15 protein-coding genes and 1 tRNA gene are annotated in these 16,045 nt (G+C 67.3%); 14 read left to right on the forward strand and 2 right to left on the reverse strand.

Going from position 1 to position 16,045, the window contains the following annotated elements:
• The first annotated feature begins 56 nt into the window (after positions 1-56).
• Genes OXG83_02710 through OXG83_02720 form a run of 3 tightly spaced genes read left to right on the forward strand, consistent with a single transcriptional unit; the run spans position 57 to position 5,609 of the window.
• Positions 57-2,582: an ATP-dependent Clp protease ATP-binding subunit gene (locus tag OXG83_02710; protein ID MCY3963926.1), complete on the forward strand. Its 2,526-nt coding sequence runs from the start codon at positions 57-59 to the stop codon at positions 2,580-2,582.
• Positions 2,569-5,028, forward strand: a complete 2,460-nt coding sequence (gene bamA, locus OXG83_02715; GenBank protein MCY3963927.1) for an outer membrane protein assembly factor BamA — start codon at positions 2,569-2,571, stop codon at positions 5,026-5,028. Before OXG83_02710 ends, bamA begins: the two co-directional genes overlap by 14 nt.
• A gap of 29 nt (positions 5,029-5,057) precedes the next feature.
• The gene (locus tag OXG83_02720) at positions 5,058-5,609 is read left to right on the forward strand and encodes an OmpH family outer membrane protein (GenBank protein MCY3963928.1); all 552 of its coding nucleotides are present in this window, start codon (positions 5,058-5,060) and stop codon (positions 5,607-5,609) included.
• Here OXG83_02720 and OXG83_02725 read toward each other — a convergent pair whose 3' ends face one another.
• Positions 5,610-6,953, reverse strand: coding sequence for a PQQ-binding-like beta-propeller repeat protein (locus OXG83_02725; GenBank protein MCY3963929.1), 1,344 nt, complete (start codon positions 6,951-6,953; stop codon positions 5,610-5,612). It lies immediately after the preceding gene.
• 98 nt (positions 6,954-7,051) lie between these two features.
• On the opposite strand from OXG83_02725, the gene lpxD reads away from it, so the two are divergent.
• From lpxD to OXG83_02770, 9 genes are all read left to right on the forward strand, one after another.
• Positions 7,052-8,149 carry a UDP-3-O-(3-hydroxymyristoyl)glucosamine N-acyltransferase gene (lpxD, locus tag OXG83_02730; GenBank protein ID MCY3963930.1) on the forward strand — a complete coding sequence of 366 codons (1,098 nt, stop codon included), beginning with the start codon at positions 7,052-7,054 and terminating at the stop codon, positions 8,147-8,149.
• Positions 8,146-8,616, forward strand: coding sequence for a 3-hydroxyacyl-ACP dehydratase FabZ (fabZ, locus tag OXG83_02735; GenBank protein ID MCY3963931.1), 471 nt, complete (start codon positions 8,146-8,148; stop codon positions 8,614-8,616). The genes lpxD and fabZ overlap by 4 nt, the downstream gene beginning before the upstream one ends.
• Before the next feature lie 35 nt (positions 8,617-8,651).
• Positions 8,652-9,458, forward strand: a complete 807-nt coding sequence (lpxA, locus tag OXG83_02740; protein MCY3963932.1) for an acyl-ACP--UDP-N-acetylglucosamine O-acyltransferase — start codon at positions 8,652-8,654, stop codon at positions 9,456-9,458.
• Positions 9,459-9,533: 75 nt separating this feature from the next.
• Positions 9,534-10,487 (forward strand): Gfo/Idh/MocA family oxidoreductase, encoded by a 954-nt coding sequence (locus OXG83_02745; GenBank protein MCY3963933.1) that lies wholly within the window; start codon positions 9,534-9,536, stop codon positions 10,485-10,487.
• On the forward strand, positions 10,484-11,377 hold the full coding sequence (mtnP, locus tag OXG83_02750) for an S-methyl-5'-thioadenosine phosphorylase (protein MCY3963934.1): 894 nt from the start codon (positions 10,484-10,486) through the stop codon (positions 11,375-11,377). Before OXG83_02745 ends, mtnP begins: the two co-directional genes overlap by 4 nt.
• A 22-nt stretch (positions 11,378-11,399) precedes the next feature.
• A complete protein-coding gene (surE, locus tag OXG83_02755; protein MCY3963935.1) occupies positions 11,400-12,176 on the forward strand; it encodes a 5'/3'-nucleotidase SurE in 777 nt (258 codons plus the stop codon).
• Complete coding sequence (locus tag OXG83_02760) at positions 12,176-12,853, forward strand: protein-L-isoaspartate(D-aspartate) O-methyltransferase (GenBank protein ID MCY3963936.1); 678 nt, start codon at positions 12,176-12,178, stop codon at positions 12,851-12,853. Before surE ends, OXG83_02760 begins: the two co-directional genes overlap by 1 nt.
• A gap of 30 nt (positions 12,854-12,883) precedes the next feature.
• Positions 12,884-13,417, forward strand: a complete 534-nt coding sequence (locus OXG83_02765; GenBank protein MCY3963937.1) for an adenine phosphoribosyltransferase — start codon at positions 12,884-12,886, stop codon at positions 13,415-13,417.
• A gap of 60 nt (positions 13,418-13,477) precedes the next feature.
• A tRNA-Arg gene (locus tag OXG83_02770) sits at positions 13,478-13,554 on the forward strand.
• A 17-nt stretch (positions 13,555-13,571) separates the two neighbouring features.
• On the opposite strand, the gene OXG83_02775 is transcribed toward OXG83_02770, so the two are convergent.
• Positions 13,572-13,754 (reverse strand): twin-arginine translocase TatA/TatE family subunit, encoded by a 183-nt coding sequence (locus OXG83_02775; protein MCY3963938.1) that lies wholly within the window; start codon positions 13,752-13,754, stop codon positions 13,572-13,574.
• A gap of 150 nt (positions 13,755-13,904) precedes the next feature.
• Here OXG83_02775 and OXG83_02780 point away from each other — a divergent pair, with 150 nt between their 5' ends.
• Complete coding sequence (locus OXG83_02780; protein MCY3963939.1) at positions 13,905-14,738, forward strand: tetratricopeptide repeat protein; 834 nt, start codon at positions 13,905-13,907, stop codon at positions 14,736-14,738.
• 20 nt (positions 14,739-14,758) lie between these two features.
• A complete protein-coding gene (locus OXG83_02785; protein ID MCY3963940.1) occupies positions 14,759-16,024 on the forward strand; it encodes a thymidine phosphorylase in 1,266 nt (421 codons plus the stop codon).
• Positions 16,025-16,045 lie beyond the last annotated feature (21 nt).

Consider the following 16,045-nt stretch of genomic DNA (forward strand, 5'->3'; position numbering starts at 1 on the left):
GACTGCGTCGATAGACTGCAGGTAGAGGCTGGCGCGCAGCGCCGGGAGTAATGTCCGTGTTCGAGAAGTACAACGAGAAAGCGCGCCGGGCGCTCTTCTTCGCTCGCTACGAGGCGAGCAAGCTGGGTAGCCGCGTCATCGAGTCGGAGCACATTCTCCTCGGCATTCTCCGGGAGGGCGAGGATTCGATCACCGAGTTGCTCCAGCGGCTCGAGATCAAGCCGGAAGATCTCCGGCGCGAGATCGAGGGAGAGCGCGTGTTCGTCGAGCGCATCTCGTCGACCGCGGAGCTGCCGCTCTCGGAGGAATCGAAGAAGATCCTCGCGTATGCATCGCACGAAGCCGAGAGCATGGTCCACTCTTCGGTCGGTTCCGAGCACCTGCTGATCGGCGTGCTGCGGGTCGAAGGTTGTCTGGCGCAGCGCATCCTGGTTCAGTACGGGTTCGACGTCGCGACGGTGCGCGAGGAGGTGGCGCAGGTGGCGCGGGAGCGCGCCAACCGGCGTGGGAAACAGGAGTTGCCCTTCCTCAGCGAGTTCGGCCGCGACCTGACCGCGTTAGCCCAGCAGGATCAGTTCGACCCCCTCATCGGCCGTGACGAGGAGGTCGGACGGATCGTCCAGATCCTCGCCCGGCGCACGAAGAACAACCCGATCCTCCTCGGCGAGCCGGGAGTGGGCAAGACGGCGATCGTCGAGGGTCTGGCTCAGCGCGTCGTGCTGGGGCGGGTGCCGAGGTTCCTGGCGACCAAGCGCATCGTCGCCCTCGACCTGTCGTTGATCGTGGCCGGCACGAAGTACCGGGGTCAGTTCGAGGAACGTCTGAAGGGCATCCTCAAGGAGCTGGAGGAAGGCGAGGACATCCTCGTCTTCATCGACGAGATTCACGCCCTGGTCGGGGCGGGCTCGGCCGAAGGATCGCTCGACGCGGCGAACATCCTCAAACCGGCGCTGTCCAGGGGCGACATCGCCTGCATCGGCGCCACGACGCAGCGCGAGTACCGCCGCTACATCGAGAAGGACCGCTCCTTGCTGCGACGCTTCCAGGCGATCCAGGTCCAGCCGCCGACGGCCGACGAGACGTACGACATCCTGGTGGGGCTCAAGGAGCGCTACCAGGGTTTCCACAAGGTGGCCTACGACGACGGCGCTCTGCGGGCCGCGGTGGCCGGGTCGAACCGCTACATCCCCGACCGCTACCAGCCGGACAAGTCGATCGATGTGATGGACGAGGCCGGCGCCCGGGTCAAGCTGCGCCGGGTGAGAGATACACGGCAGACGCGCCAGCTCGAAACGGAGATCCGGCAGGTCGTGGCCGAGATGAAGGCGGCGGTTTCCGACAAGGACTTCGACCGCGCGGTCCGCTACCGGGAGCGCGAGATCGAGCTTCGGGAAGATTTGGAGAGCATGCAGCGGTTGCATGACCAGGGCGCCCATGATCTCGTCGTCACAGCGCAGGATGTGGAGGAGGTGATCGCCTCCTGGACCGGCGTGCCGGTGGCGGCTCTGCGCAGCGACGAGGCCGAGCGTCTGATGAACATGGAGGAGGCGCTGCGCAAGCGGATCGTGGGCCAGGAGCGGGCGATCCGCGCGATCAGCCGCGCCATCCGCAGGTCGCGGCTCGGCGTCTCCGATCCCCGGCGTCCGGTCGGTTCCTTCATCTTCCTGGGGCCCAGCGGCGTCGGCAAGACCGAGGTGGCGCGCCGCCTGGCCGAGTTCCTGTTCGGCAGTCAGAACGCGCTGCTCCGATTCGACATGAGCGAGTACATGGAGAAGTACGCGGCGTCCAAGCTGATCGGCTCTCCGCCGGGCTATGTCGGTTACGAGGAGGGCGGCCAGTTGACCGAGCGGGTGCGGCGCCAGCCATACTCCCTGATCCTCTTCGACGAGATCGAGAAGGCGCACCCGGACATCGCGGGCCTGCTGCTGCAGATCCTCGAGGAGGGGACCCTGACGGACGCCTACGGCAACCATGTCGACTTCCGCCACTCGCTCGTGCTCCTGACGTCGAACCTCGGGAGCAAGCTGGTGCTCAAGGGAGGCCGGATGGGCTTCGGCGGCTCCTCGGACGACGACTTCGCCGGGGTGCGAGAGGAGACGCTTGCCGAGCTTCAGCGGTCCTTCAGCCCCGAGTTCATCAATCGAATCGACGAGACGATCGTGTTCAATCCGCTGGGGCGCGACGAGTTGCGTGCCATCGTCGATCTGCTGCTCTCGGACGTCAACGAGACGCTCGCCGAGCGTGGTCTGGCGGTCGATGTGACTCCCGCGGCGTGCGAATGGCTGCTGGAGCAGGCTGGAATCGACCCGTCGACCGGCGCCCGGCCGCTCCGCCGCACGATCCAGCGCCACGTCCAGGATGCCGTTTCCGACCTGCTGATCCAGCGTACGGGCGCCAGGATTCATCGGATCCGGGTCGATCTGGCACCGGACCAGGGTCCCGCCGCCAACGGGGAGGGCTCGCTGGCCGAGAGGGAGCTGGTCCTGGAAGAGGTAACCCCGCAGGTCGTCGGGGACGAAGTTCCCGCCGGCGCGACACATTCAGCAGCCCGCGAGGAGGAACCTGCTCTTGCCGAATCCTGATCGAAGCCGCTGCACCGTTCTTGCGGGGATGGGGACGCTTCTGGCCGTGCTTCTGGCGGTGTCGCCGGCCGCTGCTCAACTCCTCGTCGGTCGCCCGATCGTGTCGGTCGAGTACACCGGTGTCGAGACGCTGAGCGAAGAAAGCCTGAGCTATTACCTGGATCTTGAGCCGGGCAAGCCGTGGGATCCCGGCCGCCTGAATGATCGGATCAAGGAGCTCTGGGAACGGGAGCTGATCGACGACATCTCCGTCGCGGGCGAGGCGGAGGGCGACGGCGTTGGGGTAAGGGTGGCGATCACGGAGCGGCCTCTCCTGACCTCGCTCGACTACGAGGGGCTGAAGAAGCTGAAGCGCAGCGACATCGGCGACATGACGGATCGGGAGCGCATCTCGGTCTACGAGGATCTGCCGCTCGACCTCGGCGAATTGGCGCGCCTCGAGCAGGCGATCAAGAAGCTCTATGAGGAGCGGGGGTTCCGCTTCGCCGGGATCCACGTTGACGTACAGGACGCGGGCCTTGGCGAGAAGCGTGTTCTCATCACGGTTGACGAGGGTGGACGGGTCAAGATCGGCCAGGTCGACTTCGAGGGCAACGAGGTGTTCTCGGCGGGCAAGCTGCGCCGCCAGATGGAGAAGACGAAGAAGTCGAATCTGCTGACCCGGATTCGCAAGCGCGACGTCTTCAACTCCGCCACCGTCGAGGAGGATCTGGACAAGGTCAAGGACCTCTACCGCCGCTTCGGCTACAAGGATGTCGAGGTGGGCGAGCCCGAACTCGACGTAATCGAGCGCAAGCCGAACGCGGAGCGGCTCGAGGACCGCAAGAGGCAGCTCTCCCTGGTCGTGCCGGTCGAGGAGGGGCCGCGCTGGAAGCTCGGACAGGTCACTGTCGAAGGCGCCGACGTGCTGCCGGACGCGCTGCTGCTCAGGGCGTTCAAGGAACCGAAGGGCGGCTGGCTGCGTTCCGACCTGATCGACGAGGGCGTCGAGCAGATCGGAGAGCTCTACCGCAACAGCGGCTACATCTTCGCGGACGTGAAGATGGAGATCATCGAACAGGCCGATCTGGTGGCGGACGTGCTGGTCACGGTCGAGGAGAACGACCAGTTCAGGGTCGGACGGCTCGAGTTCACCGGCAACGACCGGACGCGTGACCGGGTTCTCCGGCGCCAGATGCTGCTGAAGGAAGGTGACGTCTTCAACTCGGGAATGCTCCAGACAAGCCTGCTGCGGCTCAGCCAGCTCGAGTACTACGTGGTCAATGAGGCCGACCCCGTGGAGGTGAGCTACAACAGCGACGACCAGGAGGTCGATCTCATCGTCAAGGGGACGGAAACGGGCCAGACCGAAGTCCAGTTCGGCGGCGGCTATAGCGAACTGGACGGTTTCTTCGTCCAGTCGGCTCTGCGTACCCGCAACTTCCTGGGCCGGGGCGAAACCGTCGGTGTGTCGATTCAGACCGGCCGCTACCGTGACATCTTCGATGTCTCGTACTACATGCCGTGGGTCAAGGACCGGCCGCAGAACTTCGGCATCCAGTTGTTCAACCGCGACACGGACTTCGATCTCCTGATCGACCAGCGTTACCGCAGCAAGGAGGCGGGCGGCGTCATCTCGTTCGGGCGGTCGTTCCGCCGGTGGGAACTCGTCCAGTTGGCGTACAGCAACATGGACATCGAGAGCTACCAGTCCCAGACCTTCTACTTCTTCCAGGATCCGGAGGAGCGGGACGAAACGACGAGCGACACGGTCGAACACCTGTTCGAGTTCAATCGCCGCTCGATCACCGCGACGTACCAGTTCGACAGCCACAACAACCGGCTGGAGCCGATCAGGGGCAAGCGCCTCATCGCGTCGCTTGAGTACGCCGGCGGGCCGCTGGGCGGCGAGTCCTTCTTCATCCGGCCCTCGTTGACGGCCGCGATCACGACACCCGTGACCATGGGGGCGTGGCGCACCGTGGCCAGGGCGAACGTCCAGCTCGGCTACATCCAGCCCTTCGGCAGTGACAACGAGGGCAATCTCCGTCAGTTGTTCTTCCTCGACCGCTACCTGCTCGGCGGGGAGAACAGCCTCAGGGGCTTCGCCTTCCGGTCGATCTGGGTGCGCGATCCGGAAACCGGGCGCACGCTGCTCGATGCGAACGGCTTCCCGCAGGGAGGCAACAAGAGCGTCGTGATCAACCTGGAGCACCACACCCTGGTCAACGGCCCGTTCCGGGTGGTCGCCTTCGTCGATGCGGGTAACGTATACGGCGACGATCAGGATGTGGACTTCAGCCACATGAGGATGTCGGCCGGCATCGAGCTGCGGGTCAATGTGCCTATTCTTGGCGCGCCGCTCCGGTTCATCTACGCTACGAACCTGAATCCTCTCCCCGACCTCGGCGGTTTCGACCGCGAGCGCTTCGACAGCTTCGACTTCAGCATCGGGACCAGCTTCTAGGGTTCCTGGCTGCCAACGGAGAACACCCCATGAAACTCGACACACTCAGAACCCGCGCGGTCCTTGTCGCTGGGGCTGTCGCCCTGATCTCCGGGCCGGCCCTGGCCCAGAGCAAGATCGCAGTGATCGAGGTCGAGCGGCTACTGCAGGAATCGGCTCGCGGCCAGGTCGCGGTGCAGGAACTCACCAGGCTCAGGGACCAGAAGCAGACGGAGCTCCAGGGTCGGCAGGAACAGTTGGCAGCACTGCAGAAGCAGTACAACGACGGCCGCCTGACCCTGGCGGAGGATCGTCTGGCGGAGATGGAAAAGCAGCTCGAGGACATGACGATCGGGCTGCAACGCTCCCAGGACGATGCGAACCGGGAGATGCAGAAGATGCAGGCCGAGAGGTTCGGCGAGATCGAGCAGGCAGTGCTGCCGATCATCGCCCAGGTCGGCCGGGAGTTCGGCTACACGGCGATCTTCAACAAGTTCCAGGGCGGTCTGCTGTACTCGGCAGATGCCGCCGATATCACGAGCCTGATCATCGAGCGCTACAACGCCGCCTATCCGGCGACGCCCGCTGAGCCCGGCGAGTAGCTACTTCCTGATGCTGTAGAGCTTCGACCGGGTGCGGATCAGCAGCCGGTCGCCCACGATCGCGGGCGACGCCATCGCCATCTCGTCGAGGCTGTTCATGTGCAGCACCTCGTACTCGGGTCCCGCTCTCATCACGTAGGTGTCGCCCTGCTCGCTGAGCGCGAACACCAGGTCGTTGTAGGCCCACGGCGATGACGTGAAACTGGCGCCGCCGCGGGGGGCGACGCGCTTGCGGCCGTACACCGGTGCGCCGGTCAGCGCGTCATACGCCTCGAAGAAGCCGCGGTCCAGCAGGCTGTAGTAGATGCCCTTGTAGACCAGGGGGGAGGTGTTGTAGTTGCCGGCCTTCGGCTGGTGCCAGGCGACGAACTCGCTCTCCGTCGCGTCCTCCTCGAGCGTGATGTCGCCGAGTGCCCCGGGGCGGATGGCGAAGACCGGCCGCCGCTGGTCCTGGAAGTAGCCGGAGTTGATGTACATCAGGTTGTCGACGGCGAAGGGCGTCGCGATCGCCGCCCAGGACATGCGGCCGTCCATCTCCCAGAGCAACTCGCCGTCGAGGCCGTAGGAACGGATGCGGTTCTTGCCGTTCGTCACGATCTCGTTGCGGACCTCGTTGGCCCACACGAGGGGCGTGGCCCAGCTCGAGACTTCGGCGCGGTCGGTGCGCCACCGCTGCTCGCCGGTGACCTTGTCGAGGCCGGCGATCCACGACTCCTCTTCGTTGTCGTAGAGGATGATCAGAAGGTCGTCGTGCAGCACGGGCGAAGAGGCGGAGCCGTAGTCCCACATCGTCGGCCGGTGGGGCGTGTCGAAGCTCCATACGGAGGCGCCGTCCATGGTGAACGCGTAGACACCGAGGTCGCCGAATCGCGCGTAGATCCGCTCGCCGTCGGTCGTGGGGGTTTCGGAGGCGTACGTCTGCTTCTGGTGACGGGCGAACTCCGGGATCCCGGTCTTGACGGAGCGGCTCCAGACGACCTCGCCGGTTTCGAGATCCAGACAGTAGACCCGCCAGTCATGGATGGCCTGGGGCGGTTCGCTGCGGCCGCGCGCGGCGTAGAGCCCGGCCTGCGGACGCTCGAAGTCGCCGTCGGCGACCGCGGTGGTGAGAAACACCCGGTCGCCCCAGACGATGGGACTCGACCAGCCGAGACCGGGGATCTCGGTCACCCAATCGACGTTCTCCGTCTGGCTCCAGCGGTCCGGCAGATCCGGATTGTCCTCGACCGCCGGGTTCATCCCGGGGCCGCGGAACTGGGGCCAGTTGTCCGACGCCCAGGCCGGCGGGGTGAGGGCGAAGGCGGCGCAGGTGAGGATTAGAAGCTGGCGACGGAGTCGCGACATCGTCGATGCATCCATCGAAGGAACCTCCAGGAGTCGTCGAAGGGGGTGCCGCATCGTATCGCCGACGCGGCCGGCGTCCACCGGGATAGGCTCGTCCGGTGACCCACCGCCTCGCCGATCTCGCCGCGATGGTCGGCGCCGAACTTGTGGGCGATCCGGATCGGCTCATCGACGGCGTCGCCACGCTGGAGGCCGCCGGCGACCGGGATCTCTCCTTCCTGACCAACCCGAAGTACCGGGAGCGGGCGCGCTCTTCGGGTGCCGGCGCGTTGCTGGTACCTAGGGATCTTTCGCCCGACACTCTTCACGGTCTCCGCGCCGACCTGCTGCTCTGCGAGGACGCCTATCGCGCCCTTGCCGACCTGATGACGGCACTCTTTCCGGCGCCCGAGGTCGAGCGGGGCGTTCACGAGACGGCGTACGTCGATGCGGCGGCCCGCGTGGACGCCGCCGCCCGGGTCGACGCCTTCGCCGTGGTTGGCGCCGGGTCGACCGTGGCCGCGGGCGCCGTTGTCGGTGCTCACAGCGTGGTCGGCCGGGGTTGTCGGATCGGAGAGGGCACGGTGCTTCACCCTCACGTCGTGGTCTACGACGGAAGCCGGATCGGCGATCGGGTGATCGTCCACTCGGGTGTCGTGCTCGGCGCGGACGGATTCGGTTTCGCCGAGGGAGCGGCGGCATCCCAGGTCAAGTTGCCCCAGATCGGCGTCGTCGTGATCGAGGACGACGTGGAGATCGGCGCCAACTCGGCGGTCGACCGCGCGACGTTCGACACAACCCGCGTCGGTAGCGGCACGAAGATCGACAACCTGGTGCAGGTGGGCCACAACGCCCAGATCGGCAGGGGCTGCATCCTCTGCGGCCAGGCGGGGGTTTCGGGCAGCAGCCGCATCGGTGACCGTGTTCTGCTCGCGGGTCAGGCAGGAGTCGCGGGTCACTTCGAGATCGGTGACGGGGTCCAGGTCGCTGCCAAGTCCGCCGTCTTCCAGGAAGTGCCGGCGGGGCAGCGGGTTGCCGGCATTCCCGCGACGCCGATCGCCGCCTGGCGCCGGCGGAACGCGTTACAGTCCCGCCTGCCGGCGATGCGTGCCGCGTTGCGCGGTCTCGAGCGACGCGTCCAGGAGTTGGAAGCGGCGGCGCACTCCGAGGCGGCTCCAGGGGCGGATCGAGACACGGACACGGGAGACGAGAAGTGAGCGGAGAAAAGGCCGGGAGCGGAGGGATCCTGGGCCCCTTCGACTCGAAGTGGATCGAGGGCGTGCTACCGCACCGGTATCCGCTGCTTCTGGTCGACCAGGTGCTGGAGCTGGAGCCGGGCCGGCGGGTCGTTGCGATGAAGAACGTGACGCGCAACGAGCCCTTCTTCGACGGCCACTTCCCGGGCAACCCGATCATGCCGGGAGTCCTGGTGATCGAGGCGATGGCGCAGACCGCCGCACTTCTGTTGCTGCACGAACTCGAGGACCGGGATCGGAAAGTGCTCTTCTTCTCGGGTATCGAGAAGGCTCGCTTCCGCCGACCCGTGGTCCCCGGCGATCAATTGCGGATGGAGGTGGAGTCGTTGCGCCTTCGCACCTTTCATTCACGTTTCCGCGGCCGGGCCACCGTGGACGGCGAGCTGGCGGTGGAGGCCGTCTGCACGTCCGCCATGGTGACGGCCTGAGGCGACCGGCGGTTACCGATGCCGCGGCACGCACGATGACGAAGGGAATCCACCCCACGGCGATCGTCGATCGTGGCGCCGAGTTGGGCCAGGACGTGGTCGTAGGCCCCTACGCCGTGATTGGCGGTGGCGTCCAGGTAGGCGACGGAACGAAGATCGGCGCCCATGCGACGATCTATGGCGATACGGTCCTCGGCCAGGCGAACAGGGTTTTTCCTCATGCGGCGATCGGCTTCGATCCGCAGGACCTCAAGTACAAGGGGGAGAGGAGCCGGCTTACCATTGGCGACCGAAACCAGTTTCGGGAGTTCTGCACGATCAACCGGGGCACCGAGTTCGGCGGCGGCGAGACCCGTATCGGCGATGACAACCTGTTCATGACCCAGACCCACGTCGGTCACGACAGTCAGGTGGGCAGCCGTACGGTGTTCACGAACGGCGGCACTCTTGCCGGGCACGTGGTCGTCGAGGACGACGCCACGATCGGGGCGTTCTCCGGCGTTCACCAGTTCTGCCGCGTCGGCAGGCACGCCTACATCGGCGGCTACTCCGTGATCACGATGGACGCTCTGCCGTTCTGCATCACGGTCGGGATCAAGCCGGCGTGCATGGGCGTCAACCGCATCGGCCTGGAGCGCAAGGGGAAGTCGTCGGAGGACATCCGGGCGGTGGAGCGCGCCGTGCGGGTCGTCACCCGCTCGCGCCGGAACAGGACGCAGGCTCTGGAAGAACTGGAAGCCGGGCACGCCGGACACGCCGACGTGGACGCGTTGATCGCCTTCATTCGCAGTTCCACCAGGGGCTTCATCCGTTCGGCGCGCCGCGGCTCGCGGGGCGCCTGAGGGGAGCTCGCACTGGGCACGGCACCCTCCGGGCGAGCTGGCGGTGACGGCGCCGCGGCGGGGCGCCGGGCCGGCGTGGTCGGCGCCGGCGCGATGGGCCGCCATCACGTCCGCCTCCTGACGGACCTGCTGGAACCCCGATCGGTCACCGTAGTCGACGCGGAGGCGGCCCGGGCCAGGAGCGTCGCGGGCGAACATGGCGCCACGGTGGGGGCCGGGCTCGAGGAACTTGCCGAAGCGGTCGACCTGGCGGTAGTGGCCGTGCCGACGGTCGATCACCTCCATGTGGCGGAGCGGCTGATCGAGGCGGGAGTCCACGTGCTGGTGGAGAAGCCGATCGCGGTCGACCTCGCCCAGGCGGACGCGATGATCGCGACCGCGGCGACGCGCGGCGTGATTCTGGCGGTGGGCCACGTCGAGTTCTACAATCCTGCCGTTCAGGAACTCCTGGTATCGGGTCGCGGGCCGCGCTTCGTCGAAGTGGAACGGATGTCGCCCTTCAGCCCTCGCAGCCTGGATGTGGACGTTGTGCTGGACCTGATGATTCACGACCTGCAGATCCTCCACGCCCTTGATCCGAGTCCGGTTCGCGAGGTGCGCGCGGTCGGGATCGACGTCCTGTCTGACCGTGTCGACATCGCCGACGCCCGGATCGAACTCGAGTCGGGATGTGTCGCGAACCTGACCGCGTCCCGGGTCTCCGCGGAGCGTGTGCGCCAGCTACGTGTCTTCTTCGCGGACCGGTACCACTCGCTCGACTACCAGGAACAGACGGTGAAGGGGTTTCGGCGAGTCCGGAGCGGCGGGGCCGGCGCGCCGGCGCCAGTGGCCGCCGCCGGCGGGCCGGCCGGGCTCATCGTGCCAGCCGACCTGGAGGTGGAGCAAGGCGAGCCGCTTCGCAGGGAACTGGAAGCGTTTCTTGACCGTTGCGCCGGCGGCGGGGCTCCGCTCGTCGATGGCGAAGCCGGCCGGCGCGCCCTGAAGACGGCGCTGCGGGTGAACTCGACGATCGCCGGAAGCGCTCCATGAGCGCCGACGCCAGGAGGGTAGGGATCATTGGGGGCTCCGGCCTCTACTCGATGGCGGAGCTCGAGGTCCACGAGGAACGTGCGATCGAGACACCGTTCGGCAGCCCCTCGGAGGTCTTCGTGCTAGGGGAGCTTCGCGGCCGGCGGGTCGCTTTCCTTGCCCGTCACGGACGTGGCCACCGCATTCTGCCGAGCGAGCTGAACTTCCGCGCCAACATCTACGCCTTCAAGACGCTGGGTGTGGAGCGCCTGGTCTCGCTGTCCGCTGTCGGTTCGCTGCGCCGGCGCTACCGGCCGACCCACATCGTGGTGCCCGACCAGTTCATCGACCGCACGCGACACCGGCCCGACACGTTCTTCGGTAACGGGCTGGCGGCGCACGTCGCCTTCGCCGACCCGATCTGTCCCGTTCTGATGAACGTGTGCGCGGAACAGTCCGCTATCGCCGGGGCCGTCGTTCACCGTGGCGGCACCTACGTGTGCATGGAGGGACCTCAGTTCTCGACCCGTGCCGAGTCCTTCATGCACCGCGGTTGGAACGCCGATGTGATCGGCATGACGAACCTGCAGGAGGCGAAGCTCGCGCGGGAGGCGGAGATCTGCTACGCGACTCTCGCCTTGATCACGGACTACGACTGCTGGCACGAGGAGGAAGAGGACGTCACCGTGGAGGCCGTCCTCGCCGTTCTGCAGCAGAACGCGCGCACCGCGCAGGCAGCGGTGGCCCGAATCGTCGCCGCATTGCCCGCGGAACGGCCGCCCGGATCCTGCCCCTGCGCCAGAGCGCTGGAGCATGCCCTGATCACCGACCCCGCGGTCATTCCGAAGTCCGTGCTGCGCGATCTGGCGCCGATCGTTGGCCGCCTGTTCGGTGGCGGCGGCAACAGTTGAACCGCGACGAGCGAGAACGGATGTGACGCGACTGCTGCTGACGAACGACGATGGCATCGAAGCCCCCGGTCTGCGTCGGCTCGCCGCGGCGCTCGACGGTCTCTCCACGTCGCAAGGGCCGATCGAGTACAAGGTCGTTGCGCCCCTGCACGAGCAGAGCGGTTGTGGCCAGGCGCTGACGCTGTTCCGGCCCCTGCGCGCCAGGGTGGTGCGGGAAGGCTGGTTCGCGGTCGACGGGACGCCGTCCGACTGCGTCAACCTGGGCGTTCACGCGCTACTGGACGAACGGCCCGATCTGCTCGTCTCGGGCATCAACTACGGCGTCAACCTGGGCGACGACGTGACGCACAGCGGTACGGTTGGAGCCGCGCTCGAAGGCCGGCTCCTCGGCGTTCCGGCGGTCGCCTTCTCCCAGGAGTACCGAAAGGCCCAGCCCGCCGACATGGAACGCGCCGCGAAGTTGGCCGTGCGTGCGATCGTCTCCCTGCTGGAGCAGGGGATTCCCGAGCGGATGCTCCTCAACGTGAACTTCCCGCTCGATCCGCCCCGCGGCGTTCGGGTCTCACGGCTCGGGCGCCGGCCCTACCGCAACGCGGTTGTGGAGCAGGCGGATCCGCGAGGCGGCTCGATGTACTGGCTGGTGGGGAAGCCCGAGCCGGAACTCCTGCACGACACGGACGCCGCGGCCGTTCGGGACGGCTACATCTCGATCACACCGCTCTCTGCCGACCTCACAGATCGGAAAGCGATCGCCGGCAACGACGGCGTGCTGCCCGGTCTCGTCGGAGCGCTGGGTTGATGGCGCTCGCGGTCGATCGGGCGGACGGCTACCGCCACGCCCGGCGCCGCATGGTGCGGAAGCTGGTCGATCAGTACGGCCTGAAGGACGAACGCGTCCTCGCGGCCATGGGACGGGTGCCTCGCCACCTCTTCGTGCCGGACCATCTCGTGAACGACGCGTACCGCGACAGCGCCCTGCCGATCGGTTGCGAGCAGACGATCTCCCAGCCGTACATCGTCGGCCGGATGACCGAAGACCTGGCTGTCGGCGACGAGGACTCGGTGCTTGAGATCGGTACGGGTTCGGGCTATCAGACGGCGGTGCTGGCGCTTCTGGCCCGCCGGATCTACAGCATCGAGCGGCTTGGTCCCCTGGCCCGAGAGGCGATGGCGCGGATGCGCGCGCTCGAGCTACCGAACGTCAAGGTGCAGGTGTTCGACGGCACGGTCGGCTGGAAGGACGCGGGACCCTTCAACCGCATCCTGGTCGCGGCCGCGGCGCCCCGCGTTCCTGACGCGCTCATCGAGCAACTGGCGCCGGACGGCCGGTTGGTGATTCCGGAAGGCGACCGGAACAAGCAGAACCTGGTGACCTACCGGAAGTACCCGAACGGCACCGTGACCCGCGACGTCGGCGAATCCGTGCGATTCGTGCCCCTGATCGGTCGCCAGGGTTGGAAGACCAGGGTTGGCTAGTTGGCGGCCTGACGAGGTGGAGAAGCAGCGATGGGATCGAAAGCGGCATTCCGGCTGAAGGACTGGATTCGGGAGGTGCCCGACTTTCCGAAGCCGGGGATCCTGTTCAAGGACATCACGACGTTGCTCAAGGAGCCGGCGGCGCTGCGGGAGGCCGCCGACCGGCTCGCGGAGCGTTTCGCGGACCACCGGATCGATCATGTGGTCGGGATCGAGGCCCGCGGCTTCATCTTCGCGCCGCTGGTGGCGGTTCGATTGAACGCGGGTTTCGTGCCGGTGCGCAAGCCCGGGAAGCTCCCCGCGAGGACCGCCGCGCGCACCTACGAACTCGAGTACGGCACGGACACGCTGGAAATGCATGTCGACGGCCTCGCTTCCGGGGACCGGGTGGCCCTGGTCGACGATCTTCTGGCCACCGGCGGCACCGCGAGGGCCGCCGCCGACCTGGTGGACTCGGTCGGGGCCAGGGTCGAGGCCATCGGATTCGTCGTGGAACTGACGTACCTTGAAGGTCGGCGGCGGCTTGAAGGGTACGACGTGGTTGAATCGCTGGTCCGATACTGAGATCCTTCACCGGCCCGGCATCGCCGGCCGGAAGGCCGCGGCAGACCGAAGCGAGATCGGGCGCCTGTAGCTCAGGTGGATAGAGCGGCGGATTCCTAATCCGCAGGTCGAAGGTTCGAGTCCTTCCAGGCGCACCACCTTTGCGAGCGCGCCACTACTCTTCGATCTTGCCCTTCGGCTTCTCCTCGTTCTCGTCCTCGGCGGGCTCGTTCAGGCCGCGCTTGAAGTTCCGGATACCGGCGCCGAGACCGCCCGCCAGCTTGGGAATCCGGCTGGCGCCGAAGACCAGGACGATGATCGCGAGAACGATCAACAGTTCAGGGAAGCCTAGAGACATCTTGAGAACTGGACTTGGTTCGTGGTGGCCCCGGTGGAGGGAAGGTGATCGACGTGCTCCTAGTCTGCCACAGTGTGCGTGGTGGCCGTTCCGCCAGACCCCGGCGGCATCGAGCAGTGGTAGGGTTTGCGCCGCTCCGGGAGGTCTTGCATGAGTCGTCTGACACGAGAAGAGATGCGGCGCGACGAGGTGCGCGAAGCGGTTTTTTCGGCTTCCACCTGGTTCGCGGAGCACATCCGGCAGATCCTGGTCGGGATCGCGGGCGTGATCGTCGTCGTCGTCGGCGTGGTCCTGTTCCTGAACTACCAGGAAGGCCGCGAAGCGGAGGCGAGCTTTGAACTCAGCAAGGCCCTCGAGGTCTTCCGGGCAGAGGTCAAGGCGCCGGAAGCGGACACCGCCCTGGACTTCCTCGACGCGCCGCCGGACAGTGCCCCGGGCGAAGGCGATGCCGGAGAGGAACCCGCCGCCCAGGAGGACGGCGAAGAGGAAGGCCTGACCTTCGCGTCCGAGGCGGAGCGCCGCGCGGAGGCGCGGTCAGCCCTCGAAGCGGTCCGTGAGAGCTACGGCTCAACCTCCTCGGGTCTTCTGGCTTCTGTGTATCTGGGCCAGATCGCCGCGGCCGAGGGCGATACAGCGACGGCGCGCGCGCTGTGGACGGAGTATCTCGAATCGAACGGCGGCGACAATGCGCTGGCCATCGGTTTGCAGATGAACCTCTACAGTCTCGACCGCGCCGAGGGCCGGGGAGAGCAGCTCGCGGCCGAACTCCGCGGCGCCGTGGCGACCGAGACCTCCGAGTTGCCGAAGGATGTGCTGCTGTTCGAACTAGCCGCCACCCTGGACCAGCTCGGTGACGAGGAGGGCGCCCGGGAGACCTACCAGCGCATCCTCGATGAGCACCCGGACAGCGGCTACGCGATCAGGGCCCGGCAGCAGCTTGGACCCGATCCCGCCGCCGCGAGCCCGTTCAGTTTCGGCGGCTAGGCCGTCTCGCGCAGCCCCCGGTGGTCACGCCCTACGCCATTCTGAACCGGATGCGTCAGGGGCGGACGCTGACCCGGGACGAGGTGTGGTCGGTCGTCGCCGGAGCGGCCGACGGGAGCTGGACGGACGTTCACCTTGCGGCTTTCCTGATGGCCGCCGCGATGCGGGGCTTAAGCGGCGACGAGACGCGGGAGTTGACCCTCGCGATGCTCGAGTCTGGTGACCAGTGGGGTCTGGCGAAGGACTTCGGAACCGTGGTCGACAAGCACTCGACGGGTGGTGTCGGGGACACGGTGAGCCTGATCGCGCTGCCCCTGCTCGCCTCCTGCGGCGTGCCGGCGGCCAAACTCACCGGCCGCTCGCTCGGCCACAGCGGCGGGACCGCGGACAAGCTGGAGAGCATTCCCGGCGTGCGGCTGGAGCTGGATCGGAGCAGGACGCTCGAGCTTCTTAACCGATTCGGCATGGCGATCGGGATCGCGACCGCCGGCATCGCGCCGGCCGACAGGCGCCTGTACGGCCTGAGGGACCGGACCTCGACCGTGGGTTCGATTCCGCTGGTGGTCGGCAGCATCCTGTCGAAGAAGCTCGCCCTGGGAGCGTCGGGAATCGTTTTCGACGTCAAGACCGGCAACGGTGGCTTCTTCCCCGACCCGCAGGACACCCGCACCCTCGCCTCGAGCCTCGCCTCGATCAGCGCCGCCTGCGGCACGCCGGCGGATTGCGTGCTGAGCGACATGAGTCAGCCTCTTGGCCGATGGGTCGGCCACGCGGCGGAAGTCCGGGAAGCCCTGGACTTTCTGGGCGGCGACGGCGACCCGCGACTGTTCGAGGTGGTGACGGCGATTTGCTCCAGGGCGGCCCGCCTGGTTGGCAGGGAGATGCGTTCGCGCGACCTCGAGGCCGTGATCGCCTCGGGCGCCGCCCGCCAGAAGCTGACCGACTGGGCCGATGCCCAGGGCGCCGAGCCCGGCTGGGCTGACGCCCTCGACCTGGCGCCGGTCGAGGCCGTGGTCACCGCCCGCGAGTCCGGGTATCTCGCCGCTGTCGATTGCCGCCGGATCGGCGACGCCTTCGCGGACGCCTGTCGCCCGGATCGAGACCCGACGAGGATCGACCACGCCGTCGCGCTGCGCTACGACGTGCGCCTGGGCCAGAAGGTGGAGCGCGGCCAGGAACTCGCCCGCCTCTACGTCCGCCGCGACCCGGAAACGCTCCGGCGGGAGGTCGCGGCGGCGCTCGTCATCGGGGAGGAGGCCGAACCGCCGCCAGCCGTAGTGGAATAGGGCGATGGAAGGATCGAAGCC

The sequence above is a fragment of the Acidobacteriota bacterium genome (genome assembly GCA_026707545.1).
Taxonomy (GTDB): domain Bacteria; phylum Acidobacteriota; class Thermoanaerobaculia; order Multivoradales; family Multivoraceae; genus Multivorans.